This is a genomic window from Pseudovibrio sp. Ad37, assembly GCF_001623075.1.
In the GTDB taxonomy this organism is placed as follows: Bacteria; Pseudomonadota; Alphaproteobacteria; order Rhizobiales; family Stappiaceae; genus Pseudovibrio.
In genome coordinates this window covers 45707-64256 of the sequence record NZ_LMCF01000021.1, presented here as the reverse complement: position 1 = coordinate 64256, position 18550 = coordinate 45707, and the positions used below count along the sequence as shown (strand labels likewise).

General features: G+C 52.7%; 14 protein-coding genes. 7 read left to right on the top strand and 7 right to left on the bottom strand.

Annotation, left to right across the window (positions count from 1 at the left end; genetic code table 11):
- The first annotated feature begins 139 nt into the window (after window positions 1-139).
- From PsAD37_RS05740 to PsAD37_RS05715, 6 genes are all read left to right on the top strand, one after another.
- A complete protein-coding gene (locus PsAD37_RS05740; protein WP_063295330.1) occupies window positions 140-1540 on the top strand; it encodes a YfcC family protein in 1401 nt (466 codons plus the stop codon).
- Window positions 1541-1663: 123 nt separating this feature from the next.
- Window positions 1664-2890, top strand: a complete 1227-nt coding sequence (arcA, locus tag PsAD37_RS05735) for an arginine deiminase (RefSeq protein ID WP_063295329.1) — start codon at window positions 1664-1666, stop codon at window positions 2888-2890.
- Between the two features lie 56 nt (window positions 2891-2946).
- Window positions 2947-3951: an ornithine carbamoyltransferase gene (gene argF / locus PsAD37_RS05730; protein ID WP_057464772.1), complete on the top strand. Its 1005-nt coding sequence runs from the start codon at window positions 2947-2949 to the stop codon at window positions 3949-3951.
- A complete protein-coding gene (arcC, locus tag PsAD37_RS05725) occupies window positions 3951-4883 on the top strand; it encodes a carbamate kinase (RefSeq protein ID WP_063295328.1) in 933 nt (310 codons plus the stop codon). The genes argF and arcC overlap by 1 nt, the downstream gene beginning before the upstream one ends.
- Window positions 4884-5000: 117 nt before the next feature.
- Window positions 5001-6485: a Na+/H+ antiporter NhaC gene (gene nhaC, locus PsAD37_RS05720; RefSeq protein ID WP_063295351.1), complete on the top strand. Its 1485-nt coding sequence runs from the start codon at window positions 5001-5003 to the stop codon at window positions 6483-6485.
- A 23-nt stretch (window positions 6486-6508) separates the two neighbouring features.
- A complete protein-coding gene (locus PsAD37_RS05715) occupies window positions 6509-7015 on the top strand; it encodes a GNAT family N-acetyltransferase (protein WP_063295327.1) in 507 nt (168 codons plus the stop codon).
- On the opposite strand, the gene PsAD37_RS05710 is transcribed toward PsAD37_RS05715, so the two are convergent.
- Window positions 7012-7464: an Lrp/AsnC family transcriptional regulator gene (locus PsAD37_RS05710; RefSeq protein ID WP_063290746.1), complete on the bottom strand. Its 453-nt coding sequence runs from the start codon at window positions 7462-7464 to the stop codon at window positions 7012-7014. The genes PsAD37_RS05715 and PsAD37_RS05710 overlap by 4 nt on opposite strands.
- A 147-nt stretch (window positions 7465-7611) precedes the next feature.
- Between PsAD37_RS05710 and putA the strand changes: the two genes are divergently transcribed.
- Window positions 7612-11250, top strand: a complete 3639-nt coding sequence (gene putA / locus PsAD37_RS05705; protein ID WP_063295326.1) for a bifunctional proline dehydrogenase/L-glutamate gamma-semialdehyde dehydrogenase PutA — start codon at window positions 7612-7614, stop codon at window positions 11248-11250.
- Window positions 11251-11314: 64 nt separating this feature from the next.
- On the opposite strand, the gene PsAD37_RS05700 is transcribed toward putA, so the two are convergent.
- The 6 genes from PsAD37_RS05700 to PsAD37_RS05675 form a co-directional block, all read right to left on the bottom strand.
- Window positions 11315-13108, bottom strand: a complete 1794-nt coding sequence (locus PsAD37_RS05700; RefSeq protein WP_063295325.1) for an IlvD/Edd family dehydratase — start codon at window positions 13106-13108, stop codon at window positions 11315-11317.
- Window positions 13105-15105: a beta-galactosidase gene (locus PsAD37_RS05695; protein ID WP_063295324.1), complete on the bottom strand. Its 2001-nt coding sequence runs from the start codon at window positions 15103-15105 to the stop codon at window positions 13105-13107. Before PsAD37_RS05695 ends, PsAD37_RS05700 begins: the two co-directional genes overlap by 4 nt.
- A gap of 4 nt (window positions 15106-15109) precedes the next feature.
- Complete coding sequence (locus PsAD37_RS05690) at window positions 15110-15982, bottom strand: SMP-30/gluconolactonase/LRE family protein (protein WP_063295323.1); 873 nt, start codon at window positions 15980-15982, stop codon at window positions 15110-15112.
- Entirely contained in the window at window positions 15979-16617 is a 639-nt protein-coding gene (locus tag PsAD37_RS05685) for a 2-dehydro-3-deoxy-6-phosphogalactonate aldolase (protein ID WP_063295322.1), read from the bottom strand. Before PsAD37_RS05685 ends, PsAD37_RS05690 begins: the two co-directional genes overlap by 4 nt.
- Window positions 16604-17572, bottom strand: coding sequence for a 2-dehydro-3-deoxygalactonokinase (locus tag PsAD37_RS05680; RefSeq protein WP_063295321.1), 969 nt, complete (start codon window positions 17570-17572; stop codon window positions 16604-16606). The genes PsAD37_RS05685 and PsAD37_RS05680 overlap by 14 nt, the downstream gene beginning before the upstream one ends.
- A 129-nt stretch (window positions 17573-17701) precedes the next feature.
- Window positions 17702-18550, bottom strand: a complete 849-nt coding sequence (locus PsAD37_RS05675; RefSeq protein ID WP_063286916.1) for a carbohydrate ABC transporter permease — start codon at window positions 18548-18550, stop codon at window positions 17702-17704.

Sequence of the window (18550 nt, the reverse complement as noted above, 5' to 3'; positions counted from 1 at the left end):
AACTGCCCAACGCCTCACAATATTTTATTTGCAATGACGCTTAATCAAGAAACAGAAGACATGTTGACGCAAGTATACGCATAGATATTAGGTAGTAGGAGCATGTTTACATTCGACACATAACCAAGCGGAAAAGCAAATGTCGAAGTTCAAGTTTCCTACCGCGTTTACAATTCTATTTGCCCTCATCATTCTCGTTGCAATTGCAACCTGGTTCGTTCCTGCTGGGAAGTATGATCGGGTGATCAACCCAATCCTCGATAAGGAAGTTCCAGTCCCCGGCACCTATCATCTGGTAGAGGCCAATCCTCAAGGCCCTGTTGAAGTCTTTATGGCTCCAATTGCAGGTCTTTATGATCCGATCTCCTACACGGCGAATGCCATCGACGTTGCGGTGTTTGTTCTTGTGATTGGTGGCTTCCTGATGGTTGTGACCCGAACAGGTGCAATTGATGCAGGGATCGCTAAGATTATGACAGGATTAAAGGGGCGAGAGAACCTGATGATCCCGATACTGATGGCCTTCTTTGCAGCTGGGGGCACGATCTATGGGATGGCGGAGGAAAGTCTTGCATTTTACGCGCTCATCATTCCAGTGATGATCCGCGCAGGTTATGACTCTATGACGGGTGTTGCCGTTATTCTTCTGGGCGCAGGCATCGGTACGCTTGGCTCAACCATCAACCCGTTCGCAACCGTCATCGCTTCCAACGCAGCTGGTGTGCCTTTTACCGACGGCATCGGCCTTCGCTTCCTTATCCTGATTGTTGGTTGGCTAGTCTGTGTGGCTTGGGTAATGCGTTATGCTGCAAAGGTGAAAGCTGATCATACTTCTTCCCTTGTTTCCGAAATGAAGGAAGAAAACGAAAAGCACTTCCTGCAAGGCGTTTCAACGGACGATATTCCCGACTTCACGGCAAAGCACGGCTGGATTATGGCGATCTTCGTCGTCACCTTCGGACTACTGATCTATGGTGTTGCTGTCCTTGGCTGGTGGATGGGCGAAATGGCTGCCCTCTTCCTCGCAGCCTCTATTCTCGTGGGGATCGTTGCCCGACAAGGTGAACACGAGTTCGTCGACAACTTCCTGGATGGTGCGCGTGATCTGCTTGGTGTCGCGCTGATCATCGGGGTTGCCCGCGGTATCGTTGTGGTGATGGATGCTGGTTCAATTACCGATACAATCCTTTACTGGTCCGAGCAGGCGGTCAGTGGTCTCAGCAAAGTAGCCTTTATCAATGTGATGTTCTGGCTGGAGCTGGTGCTGTCGTTCTTCGTGCCCTCATCCTCGGGCCTCGCAGTCCTGTCCATGCCGATTATGGCTCCGCTGGCAGGCTTCTCAAATGTTGGCGCAGAATATGTGGTCACAGCCTTCCAGTCCGCCAGTGGACTGCTGAACCTGTTCAACCCAACCTTTGCCGTTGTGATGGGCGGCCTTGCAATTGGCCGTGTGCCTTATGACAAGTGGCTTCGATTTGCCATTCCGCTCGTGATCATTCTGTTCATTTTGATCTCACTCGCGCTGTCGCTCAGCGTTTAGAGGCGGTTTCTCCAATCTTTGCAGAGGCAAACATGCCTCTGCACCGCACAAATCAAACCTCTGAACCAAACATAGAGACGTTGATCTCTCACAAAACAAGAATTCTGGAACGGAGTCTGCAACATGACTGAATTTGGTGTTCATTCGGAAGTTGGCAAACTGAAAGAAGTATTGGTTTGCCGTCCCGGACTTGCGCATATGCGCCTTACGCCCGGCAACTGTCAGGAGTTGCTATTTGATGATGTTATCTGGGTTCGTGAAGCGCAAAAACACCACTACGATTTCTGCCTCAGAATGGAAGAGCGCGGTGTGAGCGTACTGGAAATGCACAATCTGCTGAAGGAGACGTTGGAGGATCAGGAAGCTCGTAAGTGGGTGCTGGAACGCCGTATCACGCACAACCGCGTTGGGTATGGCATGGCCGAGGATCTGCGAGCCTGGCTTTACGAACAACCCGAGAAATTCCTCGCGGATCATCTGATTGGCGGCATTGCACGGTGTGAGTTGGGTTTCAAACCAACAGGTGTGTTTGGTAGCTATCTGGATGCAAATGATTTCGTCATTCCGCCTCTGCCGAATACACTGTTCACCCGCGATACGACCTGCTGGATCTATAACGGCGTCACGCTTAATCCGATGTTCTGGCAGGCGCGCCAGAACGAGACGCTCCTCACCACTGCAATTTACAAATTCCACCCCCACTTCAAGGGCAAGGTCAACTTCTGGTGGGGTGATCCGGATGAGGACTTCCATGAATCAACCGTGGAAGGCGGCGACGTCATGCCAATCGGCAATGGGGTTGTTTTAATCGGGATGGGTGAACGCACCACACCTCAAGCTGTCGGTCAGGTGGCGCGTGCTCTTTTCCGCAAAAAGGCGGCAACTCGGGTCATTGCCTGCCAGATGCCAAAGAGCCGTGCAGCGATGCACTTGGACACTGTTTTCACCCTTCTTGATCGCGACAAAGCAACAGCGTTCTCAGGCGTTTGTGATGAGATCATCTGCTTCTCGATCCGTCCCGGAGACAAACCGGAAAGCGTCGATTACAGGCAGGATGAAGGACATCTGTTCGATGTCATCGCCAATGCACTTGGTATGCAGAAGCTGCATGTGGTGACCACAGGCGGCAATGCTTATGACCAGGAACGCGAGCAATGGGATGATGGCAACAACGTTGTCTGCATCGAACCTGGTGTCGTGGTTGGGTATCGCCGAAATACCTATACAAACTCAAAACTCCAACGAGCCGGTGTGGAGGTTATCGCCATAGACGGGTCTGAACTGGGCCGTGGTCGCGGTGGTGGACACTGCATGACCTGCCCAACGGTGCGTGAGGCCGTGGAGTTCTAGTCTTTTCAAACTCCGTTGAATTATAAAAACATCCAAGAGATGGAGAGTAAGGAAAAATGGCTTTCAATCTGAAAGGTCGCAGTTACCTTAAGCTCAAAGACTTCAGCCAACGCGAAGTACTTTACATGCTGGATCTGGCCCGTGATCTCAAGCGAGCCAAATACTCTGGAACAGAACGGCAGACACTTGTCGATAAGAACATCTGCCTTATCTTTGAAAAAACCTCTACCCGTACCCGTTGCGCCTTCGAGGTTGCCGCTCACGATCAGGGAGCACATGTCACCTATCTGGATCCATCCGGCTCTCAGATCGGTCACAAAGAATCCATGAAGGATACCGCGCGTGTGCTGGGTCGGATGTTCGATGCCATTGAGTTTCGTGGTTCCGGGCAAAAGGCCGTTGAAACTCTGGCGGAGTATTCCGGCGTCCCGGTCTATAACGGTTTGACTGATGACTGGCATCCAACCCAGATGCTCGCTGATATGTTGACAATGACCGAACACAGCCCCAAGCCACTGCATGAAATTTCATTTGCCTATCTGGGCGATGCTCGCAACAACATGGGCAACTCTTTGCTGATGCTGGGTGCTCTATGTGGCTGTGATGTTCGCATTATTGGCCCGCAAGAGCTGCACCCCGAACCGCATGTGCTGAAAGCAGCCGAACTCAATGCGAAGCGGTATGGCGCGCGCATCACAATTACGGATGACGTTAAAGAAGGCACCGAAGGTGTTGATTTCATCCATACAGATGTCTGGGTCTCAATGGGTGAGCCGCCGGATGTCTGGGAAAGCCGGATCAAATTGTTGCGTGACTACCAGATCAACAAGGCCCTGATTGAAGGCACCGGCAACCCGAACACGTTCTTTATGCATTGTTTGCCAGCCTTCCATAACCGGGAGACCAAGGTGGGTGAAGAGATCTTCCAGAAGTTCGGTATCTCCGAGATGGAAGTGACCGATGATGTCTTTGAATCGGATCGCAACCTGGCGTTTGAGCAAGCTGAAAACCGGCTCCACACTATTAAAGCCATCATGGTTGCGACGATTGGAGGTCGATAATGCGTGTTGTCGTCGCTCTTGGCGGGAATGCCCTTCTCCGGCGTGGAGAGGCAATGACTGCCGAAAACCAACGAAAGAATGCGCGGATCGCCGCAGAAGCGCTGGCGCCACTTTATGATGATGGTCATGAAGTGGTCATCACGCACGGGAATGGCCCTCAGGTCGGCTTGTTGGCTCTGCAAGGTGCTGCTTACGAGCAGGTTGAGGCCTACCCACTGGATGTGTTGGGCGCTGAAACAGTTGGCATGATTGGCTACATGATCGAGCAGGAACTTGGGAACCTCCTGCCCTTTGAAAAGCCATTTGCCACGATCCTCACGCAGGTTGAGGTTGATCCGAACGATCCGGCTTTCAAAGACCCAACAAAGCCCATCGGTCCGCTTTACTCCAAAGAAGAAGCGGAGAGACTTGCTGATGAGAAAGGCTGGTCCATTCGAGAAGATGGAGATAAGTGGCGGCGCGTTGTGCCAAGCCCATTACCCAAACACATCTTTGAGATCCGGCCTATCAAGTGGCTTCTGGACCATGATGTGCTTGTCATCGCAGCAGGTGGGGGCGGCATTCCAACTATGTACAACGAAGAAAAGAAGCTCGTTGGTGTGGAATGTGTGATCGATAAAGACCGGTGTTCAGGCCTTCTTGCCAAAGAGATTGATGCTGACGTCTACATTATGGCAACAGATGCGGATGCCGTCTATCTGGATTGGGGTACACCAAGCCAACGCGCGATCAAATCGGCCTCTCCGGATGCACTAGATGCCTACGGTTTTGCTGCAGGTTCTATGGGACCAAAAGTAGAAGCAGCACAGACTTTTGCACGGCAAACCGGCAAAAAATCCGTCATATGCACGCTCGCTGAAGTGCCTCAAGCAATTTTGGGAGAGAAAGGGACTTCGATTACCACAGCGGCTGGTGACACCACGTTTTACTGAGATGAACGCCCCGAAGCTGAGTGAGCTTTGGGGCGTTCCTGTTTTCAAATGCATTTGATTGTCCTTGGGCTTCATTTTGCCCATCAAAACAACAGGAAAACAAAGGACGAATTGCATATGGCCAAAGTGCCAGCTCCATATTCTCAAAAAATGTCGCTGGCCGGAGCGATCATTCCCGTTGCCTCGCTCGTTATCCTGCTTGCGCTTTCCTACTATCTGTTTGGAGATGAAGCCTCCTCAGGACCAAACCAGATTGCGCTCTTGTTTTGTGCCCTGATCGCCAGCTTTGTGGCTCTGTTTCATGGTTTTCAATTTGATGAACTGAAGGATGCTGTCGTTGATAGCGTGAGCACCGGCCTTCATGCGATCTTCATTTTATTTGCAGTGGGCTCGCTGATCGGCACATGGGCTATGTCCGGCACCATCATGGCGATGGTTTATTATGGATTACAACTTCTTAGCCCAAATTACTTCTACTTCACGACCGTCATCATTTGCGCCTTGGTTTCGGTCAGTATTGGTAGTTCGTGGACCGTTGCAGGAACCATTGGTATCGGGTTGATGGGAATCTCGACAAAGATGGGCCTCGATCCCGCTATCACTGCCGGCGCGATCCTGTCAGGTGCCTATTTCGGGGATAAGTCCTCCCCACTTTCTGATGCAACTAATCTGGCAACTGCGGCGGCAGGATCCAACCTTTATACGCACATCAAAGAAAATCTCTGGACGTCCATACCTGCTCTCATCATTTCGCTAGCCCTCTTCTGGTGGCTCGGAGAACCCGGAGACTTTGTCGCGCAAGGCACGTTGACCAGTATTGAGCAGCACTACGACATTACCTTGCTCAATTTCCTTCCACTCCTGCTGGTTTTGGGACTGGCAATGATCCGCTATCCTCCGTTTACAACTATCTTTATTGGCGCGCTGGCGGGGGGGCTTTTTGCAATCATTATGGATCCAGACAAAGTGATTGGTCTTGCCGCATCTCCGGCATTGCCCTACTCGCTTGAGGTGATCAAAGGCGTCTGGATCGCGATGTCCAACGGCTATGTGAGCGTCACAGGAGACCCTTCCATTGATGCTCTTTTAAGCCGTGGTGGCATGGGCAATATGCTGACGACCATCTGGCTGATCATGACTGCTTTAGCGTTTGGTGGCGTGGTTGAGAAAGCTGGTATTCTGGATCGGATTATTGGCCCTATCCTGCACGCAGCCAAGACCACTGGTGCGCTGGTATTGTCACTGGTTTCAACTGCAATCGCGACTAACATTCTGGCTGCAGACCAGTACATTGCAATTGTTATTCCGGGTCGGATGTATCGCAAATCTTTCCGCCAACGCCGTTTGCGGCCTGAGGTTCTGTCCCGTGCGGTTGGGGATAGCGCAACAGTGACCTCCGCTCTCATTCCATGGAACAGCTGTGGCGCTTATATGGCGGCTACACTTGGTGTTCCAACGCTGGCATTTGCTGGATTTGCCTTCTTCAACATCGTCAGCCCCCTCCTGACAATTCTGTTTGCTGTGATGGGATGGAGAATGTTGACGATGACAGATCACAAGCCTGAGCGTATTGTGCTGCCGGATGATGAGCAAGAAGCCTGATTAGTGAGAAATGCAGCACCGCCATGGAGAATTTTAGCTGGCACCAGATGCAAGAAGACGACCTGCACGAGATCGACCAGATCATGCAGCAGACCTATCCGCATTTGCCGGAGGATATCGACTGTGTTCGGGAACGTGTGCGACTGTTTCCTCATGGCTGTCAGGTGCTGCGACAAAACGATAGAGACACCATCCTCGGCTACATCATCTCTCATCCATGGGAAAATCGCAGTATCCCGCCGCTTTCAAGCTTACTGGGCTCCCTGCCCTTTAAGGCCGAAGTCTATTACATTCACGACATAGCCCTGCTGTCGGAGGCACAAGGCATTGGTGCAGCCCGAGCTGTTCTTGAGCAGTTGAGCCAGGTCGCCCGCAGTCTTTACATCAACACGTTTGCGCTGGTTGCTCTGGACACCGCCAATGAGTTCTGGCTGGCACGTGGCTTTCGAGCAGTGCACGAACAACTGCTCAAGGATAAACTCAGAGCATATGGAGCGAACGCACACTACATGCAGCGTGGTGTCGACTAGAACGGCCTGTCTTTGACCTGCTCCATACAAACGAATGTCGATGTCTGCGCTACATAAGGCATTTCAGAGAGTTTTTCTCCCAGTACGCGGCGATAACTTCCGATATCCTTGGTTCGCACTTTCAGCAGGTAATCAAATCCGCTTGCAATCATGTGGCATTCTTCGATCTCTGGGATTTCCCGCGCAGCTGCGTTGAAAGCTTCCAGTGAGCGTGAGCGCGTGTCGTTAAGTTTGACCTGTACAAACGCGATATGACCAGCACCTAACTTGGTGTGATCGACTTCTGCCCGATAGCCAAGAATGTATCCCGCATCCTCCAGCTTCTTCATGCGAATTTGGCAAGGCGTTTTAGAGAGGCCTACCTTTTTCGCAAGGTCAGTGACAGTGATGCGCCCGCATTTTTGCAGTTCTTCTACAATCTTACGATCAAAATCGTCCAATTTCTCCATGATATGCCATTTTATTATTCATAACGACCATTTCGACTGAATATCAAAGTCGAATAGTCTTTACCATCAAAAAATACAGGAAACATCCCTATGGGTATTTTGCTAATGTCAGTTCAACAATAGGTATTTAACAGTAGGGAGCACGGCATGGGATCAGAGGCTACGCCGGAGATCATCCGCAACAAAATCAGAGATAACTACCTTCCTGACGAAAATCAGGTGGTTCAGGAGCTCATTTCATCCCTGCAAATGGATGAGGCGGCGCGTAAGCGGGCATCTGATAAAGCGGCAGATTTGATCTCAGATTTGCGGGCGAACACCTCTCCAACAATCATGGAGAGTTTTCTCGGCGAATACGGCCTCTCAACTCAGGAAGGCATTGCGCTGATGTGCCTTGCGGAAGCTTTGCTTCGCGTGCCTGATGCCCAGACAATTGATGCGTTGATTGCGGATAAGATTACTCCAAGTGCCTGGGGAGAGCACCTGGGTCAGTCTTCTTCCACACTGATCAACGCGTCCACATGGGCGCTGCTGCTGACTGGTAAAGTTCTGGCGCAAGATGATCAGGGGCTCGTTGGCACCATTCGCGGTGTTGTGAAGCGCCTTGGTGAGCCTGTGGTTCGTACTGCTGTTGCGCAGGCAATGAAAGAATTGGGTCGCCAGTTCGTTCTTGGCCGTACCATCCGCGAAGCCATGCGTAATGCGCGTGCGGAAGAAGGCAACGGCTTCACCTACTCCTACGACATGCTTGGCGAAGCTGCTCGGACCGAGGCTGATGCAAAGCGCTATCATCTGTCCTACTCCAAAGCGATTACCGCGCTTTCCAGCAATTGCACGAAAGCAAGCATTCGCGAAAATCCAGGCATTTCAGTCAAGCTTTCGGCTCTGCACCCACGCTATGAGTTTGCCAAGCGCGAACGTGTCATGAAAGAGCTGGTTCCTCGCACTCTTTCCCTTATCATGCTGGCGAAGTCCTCCAATATGGGCTTCAACATTGATGCAGAAGAAGCGGATCGCCTCGACATTTCCCTTGATGTGATTGAAGCGTTGCTGGCGGATCCTGCAACTGAGGGCTGGGACGGTTTCGGTATTGTTGTACAGGCGTTTGGACCACGTGCAACTCACGTGATCGACTGGCTTTATGCGGTTGCTGAGAAGTATGATCGCAAGATCATGGTGCGTCTGGTGAAAGGTGCTTACTGGGACAGCGAGATCAAGCGTGCGCAGACCCTCGGTATTGATGGCTATCCGGTCTTCACCCGTAAGGTATCCACTGACATCTCCTACACTGCTTGTGCTGAAAAACTGCTGGGTATGACGGATCGCATCTATCCGCAGTTTGCAACTCACAATGCGCACAGTGTTGCAACCATTCTGGAACTGGGGAAAAATCTTCCGCTAAGCTCTTACGAGTTCCAACGCCTGCATGGCATGGGCGAAGCGCTTCACGAGCGCACCATGAAGAAACACGGCTCCAACTGCCGCATCTACGCTCCGGTTGGTGCACACAAAGACCTGCTGGCTTATCTGGTTCGCCGCCTCTTGGAAAATGGTGCGAACAGCTCTTTCGTGCACCAGATCCGTGATGAAAACGTGACACCAGAGGCGATTGCACAGGATCCGCTTGTTCATATCGAAAAGTATGGCGAGCATGTTGCCAACTCCAAGATCCCTCTCCCACCAGCGCTTTACGGTGCGGGACGTAAAAACGCAAAGGGCTGGGACCTGAGTGATACACGCCAGGAAGCTGAGTATGTTGAGAACCTGAAGTCCTTCTCAGCAACCAAGTGGAACGGCCATCCTGTCATTGCAGCTTCCGTCAAGAACGCTGAAGCGGTGAGCGTGAAAAACCCTGCAGACCTGCGGGATGTTGTTGGCAGCGTAGCGACCGCGACGCCGGAGCAGATTGAAGCGGCTTTGACTACCGCACATAATGGCTGCCCTGAATGGGCAGACAAGAGTGCGGAAGACCGCGCTGTCATCCTTCGCAAAGCGGCAGACTTGTTTGAAGAGAATGCTCCTGAGATCTTTGCTCTGCTCACCCGTGAAGCTGGCAAGACCTACATGGATGCCATCAACGAACTGCGTGAAGCGGTTGACTTTGCACGCTACTACGCGAACGAAGCGATCCGTCTTGATGAGCGTGATGGTAAAGGCGGCCTTCGTGGTCCAATCACCTGTATCTCTCCCTGGAACTTCCCGCTTGCGATTTTCTCGGGGCAGATTTTTGCCGCTCTGGCAGCTGGCAACCCAGTGCTTGCCAAGCCTGCGCCACAGACACCACTGATCGCAACATTTGCTGTTGGCCTGATGCACAAGGCTGGCATTCCTGTCGAGACTCTGCAGTTGCTGCCGGGTGCTGGCGAAGTTGGCGCAGCACTGACATCTGACAGCCGTGTGGCTGGTGTTTGCTTTACCGGATCTACCGGAACTGCGCAGCACATCAACCGTGCTATGGCAAAAGCGCTTGCTCCATCTGCACCGCTGATCGCGGAAACAGGTGGGCTTAACGCTATGATCGTGGATTCCACGGCTCTGCCTGAGCAGGCTGTTCGTGATGTGATTGCTTCCAGTTTCCAAAGTGCGGGTCAGCGTTGTTCTGCACTGCGCATGCTTTATGTTCAGGAAGATATCTTTGAAGATTTCAAAGCGATGCTTCTAGGTGCCATGAGTGAGTTGGAACTGGGTGATCCATCAGCCCTGTCAACGGATGTTGGTCCGGTGATTGATGCATCTGCGCAGAAGAAGATTGCTGCACATTGTGAGAAGTGGGCTGAAAAAGGTCGCGTTATCAAACAGATGAAGGCACCAACCAAAGGTCACTTCATTGCTCCGACACTGATCAAACTGGACGGTATCGAAGAGCTGGACGAAGAAATTTTTGGTCCTGTTCTGCACATTGCAACCTTCAAGGCAGAAGAGATCGACCAGACGATTGACGCGATCAATACAAAAGAGTTCGGTCTGACATTTGGTCTGCATACCCGTGTAGATAGCCGTGTTCAGCACATTGTAGAGCGCGTGAAGGTGGGCAACCTTTATGTGAACCGAAACCAGATTGGCGCGATTGTTGGATCTCAGCCGTTTGGTGGTGAAGGTCTGTCTGGTACCGGCCCGAAAGCAGGTGGTCCTCACTATGTGGCTCGTTTCCGTCTTGCAGACACGTCAGCGGCGACCAGTGTGGAGCTGAGCAAAACCGTCTCCGCCGAGGATATCTTTAAAGCGCGAGGGGCATTACGCACCAGCACGTGGGAAGGTAATTTTGGTCGCTTCACCGAGCTGGCAACCCTGTTTGAGAAGGAAACAGGTCTGCTGAACCGTGTTGCGGCTGATCACGCACGCAACATGCCTGGGCCAACCGGTGAATCCAACCGCCTTTATGCTGCGCCACGTGGCACCGTGCTTTGCCTGGGCCCGGATACAGAAAGCCTGAAGCATCAGGTGGTTCTGGCTTTGGCAGCTGGCAACGGGGTGATTGCTGTTGGACAAGACGCTGAGAAGCTGGCTGTGAAGCTGCGCACTCTTTCCGCTCCAATCGTCGCATTGGAAGGCAATCTGGCCGTTGGTGCTCTGAAAGAACTTCATGGGGTTGATGCCATTGCAGCGAACCACAGCGAGCAAGAGCTGAAAGAAATGAAAGCTGAGCTTGCCGAACGTGAGGGGGCTTTGATGCAGCTGATTATGGAGCGTAACCAGCCTGAGCGTTATCAGCTGGAACGTCACCTCTGCATTGACACAACAGCGTCTGGTGGCAACGCGAGCCTGCTGGCTGCGACAGAAGGCTAAGCTGTTCTTAAACAACAAAAAAGCCGCCTCAAACTGAGGCGGCTTTTTTCGTTTTGAACCACTATCAATGACTATGACGCGGCAGGCCTTTTTGCGCGATGCGCTGGTATTTGACTGCTGGCTTCAGCACCATGCCTTCATCAAACTGATCTACGATACCCCGCTGGATTTCCTGCCATGGCGTTTGATGCTCAGGGAATTCATAGCCACCACTTTCAGCTAGCTCCTGCTTTCGCTTCGCCAGCTCCTCCTCAGAGATCAGCACATTCGCGTCCCCCTTGTTCAGATCAAGGCGAACGATATCTCCGTTACGCAACAGAGCTAGGCCACCCATGACGGCGGCTTCCGGGGATGCGTTGAGGATAGAGGGAGAGCCGGAGGTGCCTGACTGGCGACCATCACCGATACACGGCAGTGCATCAATGCCTTGCTTCAAGAGTTCATCCGGCGGCTGCATGTTCACAACCTCAGCACCGCCCGGATAGCCGATCGGGCCAGTTCCGCGAATGACGAGGATTGTGTTGGCGTCAATGCCAAGAGCCTCGTTGTTGATGTTGTGGTGGTACTCTTCAGGACCATCAAACACCACAACTTTACCCTCAAAAGCATCCAGGTCATCTGGATTAGACAGATAACGCTCTCTGAAATCCTTTGAAATCACAGAGGTTTTCATGATTGCGGATTTGAAGAGGTTGCCTTTGAGGTTGAGGAACCCGGCGTCTTTCATCATCGGCTTATCATAGGGGTAGATCACGTCGTAGTCAGCGACTGTGCTCTCTCCATAGATTTCACCTGTGGTCTTTCCTGAAACAGTGACAGCATCTTTATGGATGTGGTCGTGTTTCATCAGCTCTGAGAAGATGCCCGGTATACCGCCTGCACGATGGAACTCTTCTGAAAGGTAAGCCCCAGCCGGTTGAACGTTGGCAAGCAGTGGGATTTTATGGCCTAGGTTCTGCCAATCATCGTTGTGCAGCTCAACGCCGATATGTCGTGCGATAGCGTTGATATGTATTGGCGCATTGGTTGAACCGCCGATGGCCGAGTTCACTGCAATTGCGTTTTCAAACGCCTTGCGGGTGAGGACGTCTGACGGCTTTTGATCGTCATGCACCATCTGCACGATCCGCTTACCGGTCTCATAGGAGATCTGACCGCGTTCGCGATATGGCGCGGGGATAGATGCGCAACCGGGCAGACTCATGCCCAGAGCTTCCGCCAGCGAATTCATGGTAGACGCCGTACCCATGGTGTTGCAGTAACCAACGGATGGCGCAGAATCTGCGGCCATTTCCATGAACTCTTTGTAGTCGATCTCTCCGGTCGCCAACATCTTGCGGGCTTTCCAGATAACCGTGCCGGAACCAACACGCTCCCCCTTGTGATACCCATTGAGCATTGGTCCAACGGTCAGGCAGATGGCAGGAATGTTGACGGTTGCGGCGGCCATGAGCAGCGCTGGCGTGGTCTTGTCACAGCCGATGGTCAGCACAACACCATCGAGCGGATAACCGTAGAGCGTTTCGACAAGCCCGAGATAGGCAAGGTTGCGATCAAGCGCTGCAGTCGGGCGTTTGCCGGTTTCCTGAATAGGATGAACAGGAAACTCGAAGCAGATGCCGCCCATTTCGCGGATACCTTCGCGCACGCGCTCTGCCAGCACCAGATGGTGGCGGTTGCACGGGGATAAATCGGACCCCGTCTGGGCAATACCGATAATCGGTCTGCCTGACTGAAGCTCTTCACGCGTAATGCCGTAATTCAGGTAGCGCTCCAGATACAGTGCGGTCATGCCCGGATCGTCTGGCGAGTCAAACCACTCTTGTGAGCGGAGTTTTGTTTTTGGAGCTTCAGTCATAGCTCTTCAGTTCCTTCCCGAACCAGAGCAACCCCTGCTGGAGGCAGCTCCAATCCATCCAATTCTGCTGCATCAGCAAGACGCAGCGCTTTCAAATTCATCTTATTTTTCGAATAGTTATAGTAGAAGGTGCCAACAGATGTTTTGCTTCTTCTCAATCCGCTCGGCAATTCCACCTTATCAATTTTTGCAGGCTTGAAGACCTCGTCCAAAATGGCGCCCATGAGTGTTGGGTCGGCCCAGGCGGAGACGTAGTAGATGTTGTTTTCGCCCATGAAGATCGGTTGGCCGCTCTCGTCTTCGAACAGGATTGGCAAGCTGGTGGTGACCTCTTCTTGCCAGACGTAGGCTTTGCCGCGTTCCTGATCTGCCAGATCTGAGACTGGTGTCGCGAACTTTATCGGGCTGGTGCTGACGCGCAGAACCTCAACGCCTTCAAAGGGTTCAGGAAGATGTAGGGTCTTTTGAGAGATCTGGTAGTTCTTGTCTTTTTGCGCAAGACGGGGACCACCGAGGACGACACCGCCAAACTCGATATAGGCTTTGAGGTTTTCTGAGAGTTCCTCGCTCATTGCATAAAGAGCGGGGACAATGACCAGCTTGTAGGGGGATAAGTCCTGAGAGGCTGGTCTAATGACTTCTACATCGACGCCCTTTTGTCTCAGCGCACGGTAGTAGGAAAGGACGAGACGGAAGTAGCTAAAGTCTTGACCCTGCTGCTGAGTTTCGTGTGCCCAGTGGCTTTCGTAGTCAACAATGAGTGCAACAGGAGCTTCTGACGGGGTGAAGGCGCCCAGCTCCTCAATTTCGCGGGCAACCTGAGCGGCTTCGACATACGCCTGCGCAGGCTTATTATCGGTCTGCTTGAGCCCTGCATGCATTTGCTCCTGTGCGAATGGGGCCTGTCGCCAGCGGAAATAGCTTGTGGTTTCAGCACCATGAGCGAAAGCTTCCCAGCTCCACAGGCGCACCATTCCTTTCAGTGGGATCGGGTTATACGGCGCCCAATTCACGGGGCCGGGTTGCAGCTCCATGATCCAGAGGCGGCCATGACCCGCTTGTCTGTAAAGGTCGTGGTGGAAGGCCTGAAAATCGGGATCACCTTGCTGGAAGTAGTCTTCCCAGTAGCCATCCGGTGTGCCCAGCGGGTTCTCCATCTGATATTGGCTATGGAACCCAAGGGGATAGCAATCCCAGCTGGAGATATCGAGCTGGTCTCCGACTTTGTAGTGGTCGAAGGAAAACGTGTTACCCATGAAATTATGGAGGATTGCGCGACCCGGAGAGAGCTTGCGCAGGATATCGACTTGCTCACCATTGAACTCAGCAACTTGATCTGATGAAAACCTTTTGAAATCAAGCCTATGAGACGGGTTACTCTCTGTCACCGTCAGGTTTGGTAGGTCGACCTGCTCAAAGCTGTTGTATTCCATTGACCAGAACACATTGCCCCAAGTCTCATTCAAGGCTTTGATATTGCCGTACTTTTGCGCCAGCCAGAGTTGGAAGGCCTTGTGGGCGGAGCCAGACCAAGAGCGGACTGTCTCATGACAGCCGTACTCATTATCGGTTTGCCAAGCTGCGACGGAGGGGTGATTACCATATCGCTCAGCGAGGATTTCTGTGATCCGGCGGGATTCCCAGCGGTAACCTTCGTGGGAGAAGCAGTAGTGGCGGCGGCTGCCGAATTTTCGGAGGTGGCCGTTCTCGTCAACGGCGAGCATGTCCGGGTGTTTATCCACCATCCAGCGCGGCGGGGTGGCGGTTGGGGTGCACATCACGATCTTGAGACCCGCACTTGCGAGAGTCTCAATTGCGCTGTCCAGCCAATCCCATGAGAAACGCCCAGGTTCAGGCTCAATGCGCGACCAGGCAAACTCAGCGATGCGCACATAGGTAATGCCCAGCTCGGCCATTTCTTTGGCGTCTTGCTGCCATAAGTCCTCTGACCAATGTTCTGGGTAGTAACAGATACCTAAGTGTTTCTTATCGCTCATGAGATCACATTTGTAGTTCAGGGTCCGGCAGACCTGGAGTATCAATAGGGACTGCAAAAACCGATCCAGCGAGAGGCTCTTTCGCCAATTGCTCCTCACTCAGGTTTTCGCGAGCCGTGGTAATGAACAGCGTTTTGTAGTCGGCCCCACCAAACGCAGGACAAGATGCCTGACTTGCGTCAATCTCAATAATGCGATCCACCATTCCATCAGGTTTATAGCGAACGACTCTGTATCCGCCCCATTGAGCGTTCCAGAGATATCCCTCAGCATCAACCACGGAACCGTCGGGGCCAAATCCTGTCCCGGAGATATCAGCAAATATCTCCGCGGGCCCTTCTGGCAGGCCAGTTTGCGCATTTAGTGACCATTTGATGATCTGAGATGTCACCGTGTCTGAAAAGTACGCAGTGTCCCCATCTGGCGAGAAACAAAGGGAATTCGGGATTGTGATGTCCCCAGCAACCTTCACTAATTCCCCTTTGAAAAAACGATAAAGGCTACCTGCGCCTTTTTCTGCCTTGTGGCCCATGGAGGAAATCCAGAACCCGCCGGTACGGTCGGTGCGGGCGTCGTTGGAGCGGGTGACGGGGTTTTGGTCCTCTACAGGGAGGATAAGGTTGCGACTGTGCATTCCCGGAGACCAGCGATACAGACCTGTTGCAGAGGATAACATGAAGTCATCGCTGCTTGGGATCTGCGCAAAGGCGGAGACCGGCTCATCGAACTTCCATGTTTCAATAGGACCGGTTATGCCCTTTTTCAGCACCAGATGGTTGTTGATGTCCACCCAAAACAGCGCGTCATGGCGGGCGCTCCAAAGAGGGCCCTCCCCTAAGCTGCATTCTGTTTTGGCGAAAACATATGGCTCACTCATGCACTCTCTCCGAGTTTGAGCGCATCGTATGCTGCAACCATTTCTTTTGCGTTTTCAGAAACCTGCGCTGCCGTAAAGCCCGGCTTGTATAGATTGCTTGCCATGCCGAAGCCCTGACAGCCTGCTTCCACATATTGCGCAAATTCCGCAGGGCCGACACCGCCAACGGCGTAGACCAGAGTTTCTTTTGGCAGAACTGCACGCACTGCCTGAATGCCTTTTACTCCCACCTGAAAGGCCGGGAAGATCTTGAGCGCGTCTGCGCCTGCTTTCAGCGCTGCAAAGCATTCCGTCGGGGTGAGAACGCCCGGATAAGATGCCATGCCTTCCGCTTTGGTGGTGCGGATAACGTCTTCATCGTAGTTGGGAGAGACAATGAAGGTTCCGCCTGCTGCGCGGACTTGTTTGACTTGCTCCGCGGTGAGAACTGTCCCCGCGCCGATAGCGGATAACTTGCCGAACTTTTCTTGCGCCATCCTGATAGATTTGAGAGCGTCCGGTGAGTTGAGTGGCACTTCGATCTGTGAAAACCCTGCTTCTATAAGCACTTCCACAATATCCAGAATTTCGGTTGGCTTTACTCCACGGAGGATAGCCATGAGGTTGCGCTCTGGTGTTTGTTTAACTGTTGTCATTGAGTGCCCCTTGTCTGACGGCGGATAGTCCAGTGAGTGCGGCTTTGTCTGCATCATGCACGATCGGTGTTAAGCCGAGATGTTGCAGGGCCAGCGCGTAATTTTGTGCAAGCGTGTTGCCCCCAACGAGGTGGACTTGCTTGGGTGGGTTGTCCCCGCACTTTGCGAGCATGTCGAGAAGCTCTGTTCCGATAACAAGTGCGGAAAGTTTGGAAGCGCCTGCCTGTGTGCTGGTGTCGTTGAGCAGTTGTCCGGCGCGCAGACCAAACAGGTTGCCGAGCAGTGTAGCTTCCTGATTTTTCAGCTGATCCAGCGTGGTGAGGAAAACATCTTTGTCCAGCTCTGCCTGCGTATCCAGCGAATGGCGGAGGATGGATTGTTTGGCGATGAGCGCGAATAACTCTCCACTCAGGAAGGTGGAGGTTCGCGTTACTGTCCCCTCTTCCATCTCTACCCATTTGCTGTGGGTGCCAGGCAGGCAGAAAACGCCGGATTTGTCGGATAACTCATCCAGAATGCCGAGCAGGAGTGTCTCTTCTCCGCGCATAACATCCGGATGCTGCTCTGATTTTTGGCAGAGACCGGGCACTATGAACGGTTGGATACGGGCATTACTTGTTTTGGGTGCAACCAGATGATGGTGCAGTTCTGTCAGTTTGGTTGGCACAGGCACATATTCCGCCTCTTGCCAGCCCTGACGGCTGCCAGCCATGCCGCAAATGAACACTTGCGTTGGTTTTGCGTTGCTATGTAACCAGTCTCCGACCAGGCCCAGTAAAACACCCTCAAATTCAGAAGGTTGCAGTGTTCCTGCACCTTGCGTTGATTTTGCGTTGCTTTGCGTTACACCGTTTTCGTCAATCAGCCATGCACGAAGACTGGAGGTCCCCCAATCAACGGCGACCCAGCTGCTTGCAGTTGTGATCTGACGGAGGTCGTTATCTGGCGATGCCATATGGTTCACTTATGCCCCCTGTTCCCTTTTATGTTTATTATTAGCTTCAGGCACATTTTCAGGCGCCTTTGGCATTGATGGATTTTTGGAAGCAGGATTGCTTGGGACATTCCTGCTTCCGGTATTCTGTCAGCCCTTGGTCGCCCCCAGCGTTAGCCCTGCAATGAAGTGCTTTTGCATGAGGAAGAACATGATGACCGGCGGCATGGCTGCAACGACAGACCCAGCTGATACCAGATGCCATTGTGCAACCCACTGGCCATTGAGCGAAATGATGCCGCCTGTGACTGGCATGGCGTGCGTGCCCTGCACCAGAACGGTCGCCCAGAAGAAGTCATTCCAGATGAAGGTGAAGATGAGCACCGACAAAGCCGCGATGGCAGGCCGCATGAGGGGCAGCACCACGAACCAGAAGATGCGCAGTTCCGAGACGCCTTCCACGCGGGCGGCTTCGATCAGTTCACTCGGCAGTGCCTTGATGAAGTTGCGCATAAACAGCGTACAAAAGCCCGTCTGGAAGGCCACGTGAAAGAGCACCAGACCTGTCACCGTGTCGTATAGGCCCATCTTCAGCGTGAGATCACGAACCGGCACCATGAGGATCTGAAAGGGTACGAAGTTGCCAGCCACGAACATGAAGAACAGCCAGAGGTTGGTTTTGAACTTGTAGGTCGCCAGCGCGTATCCGGTCAGGCATGACAGGGCGATGGCACCAATCACGGTTGGGATGGTGACCTTGAACGAGTTCATGATGAACAGGCCCATGGGCGTGTTTTGGAAAACGGTCAGGTAGTTACCCAGCTCAAACGAGGACGGCACACCGAAGTAGTTGCCCATGGCAAGATCTGAGCCCGGGCGGATGGAGGTGACCATCACCCCGATCAGCGGTAAGAGCCAGACCACTAAGGAGATTGGCAGTGCAACCTTGTAAGCAACACGGGTTGGTGCGGATGCATTTGCGACGGGAGTTGGAAACAT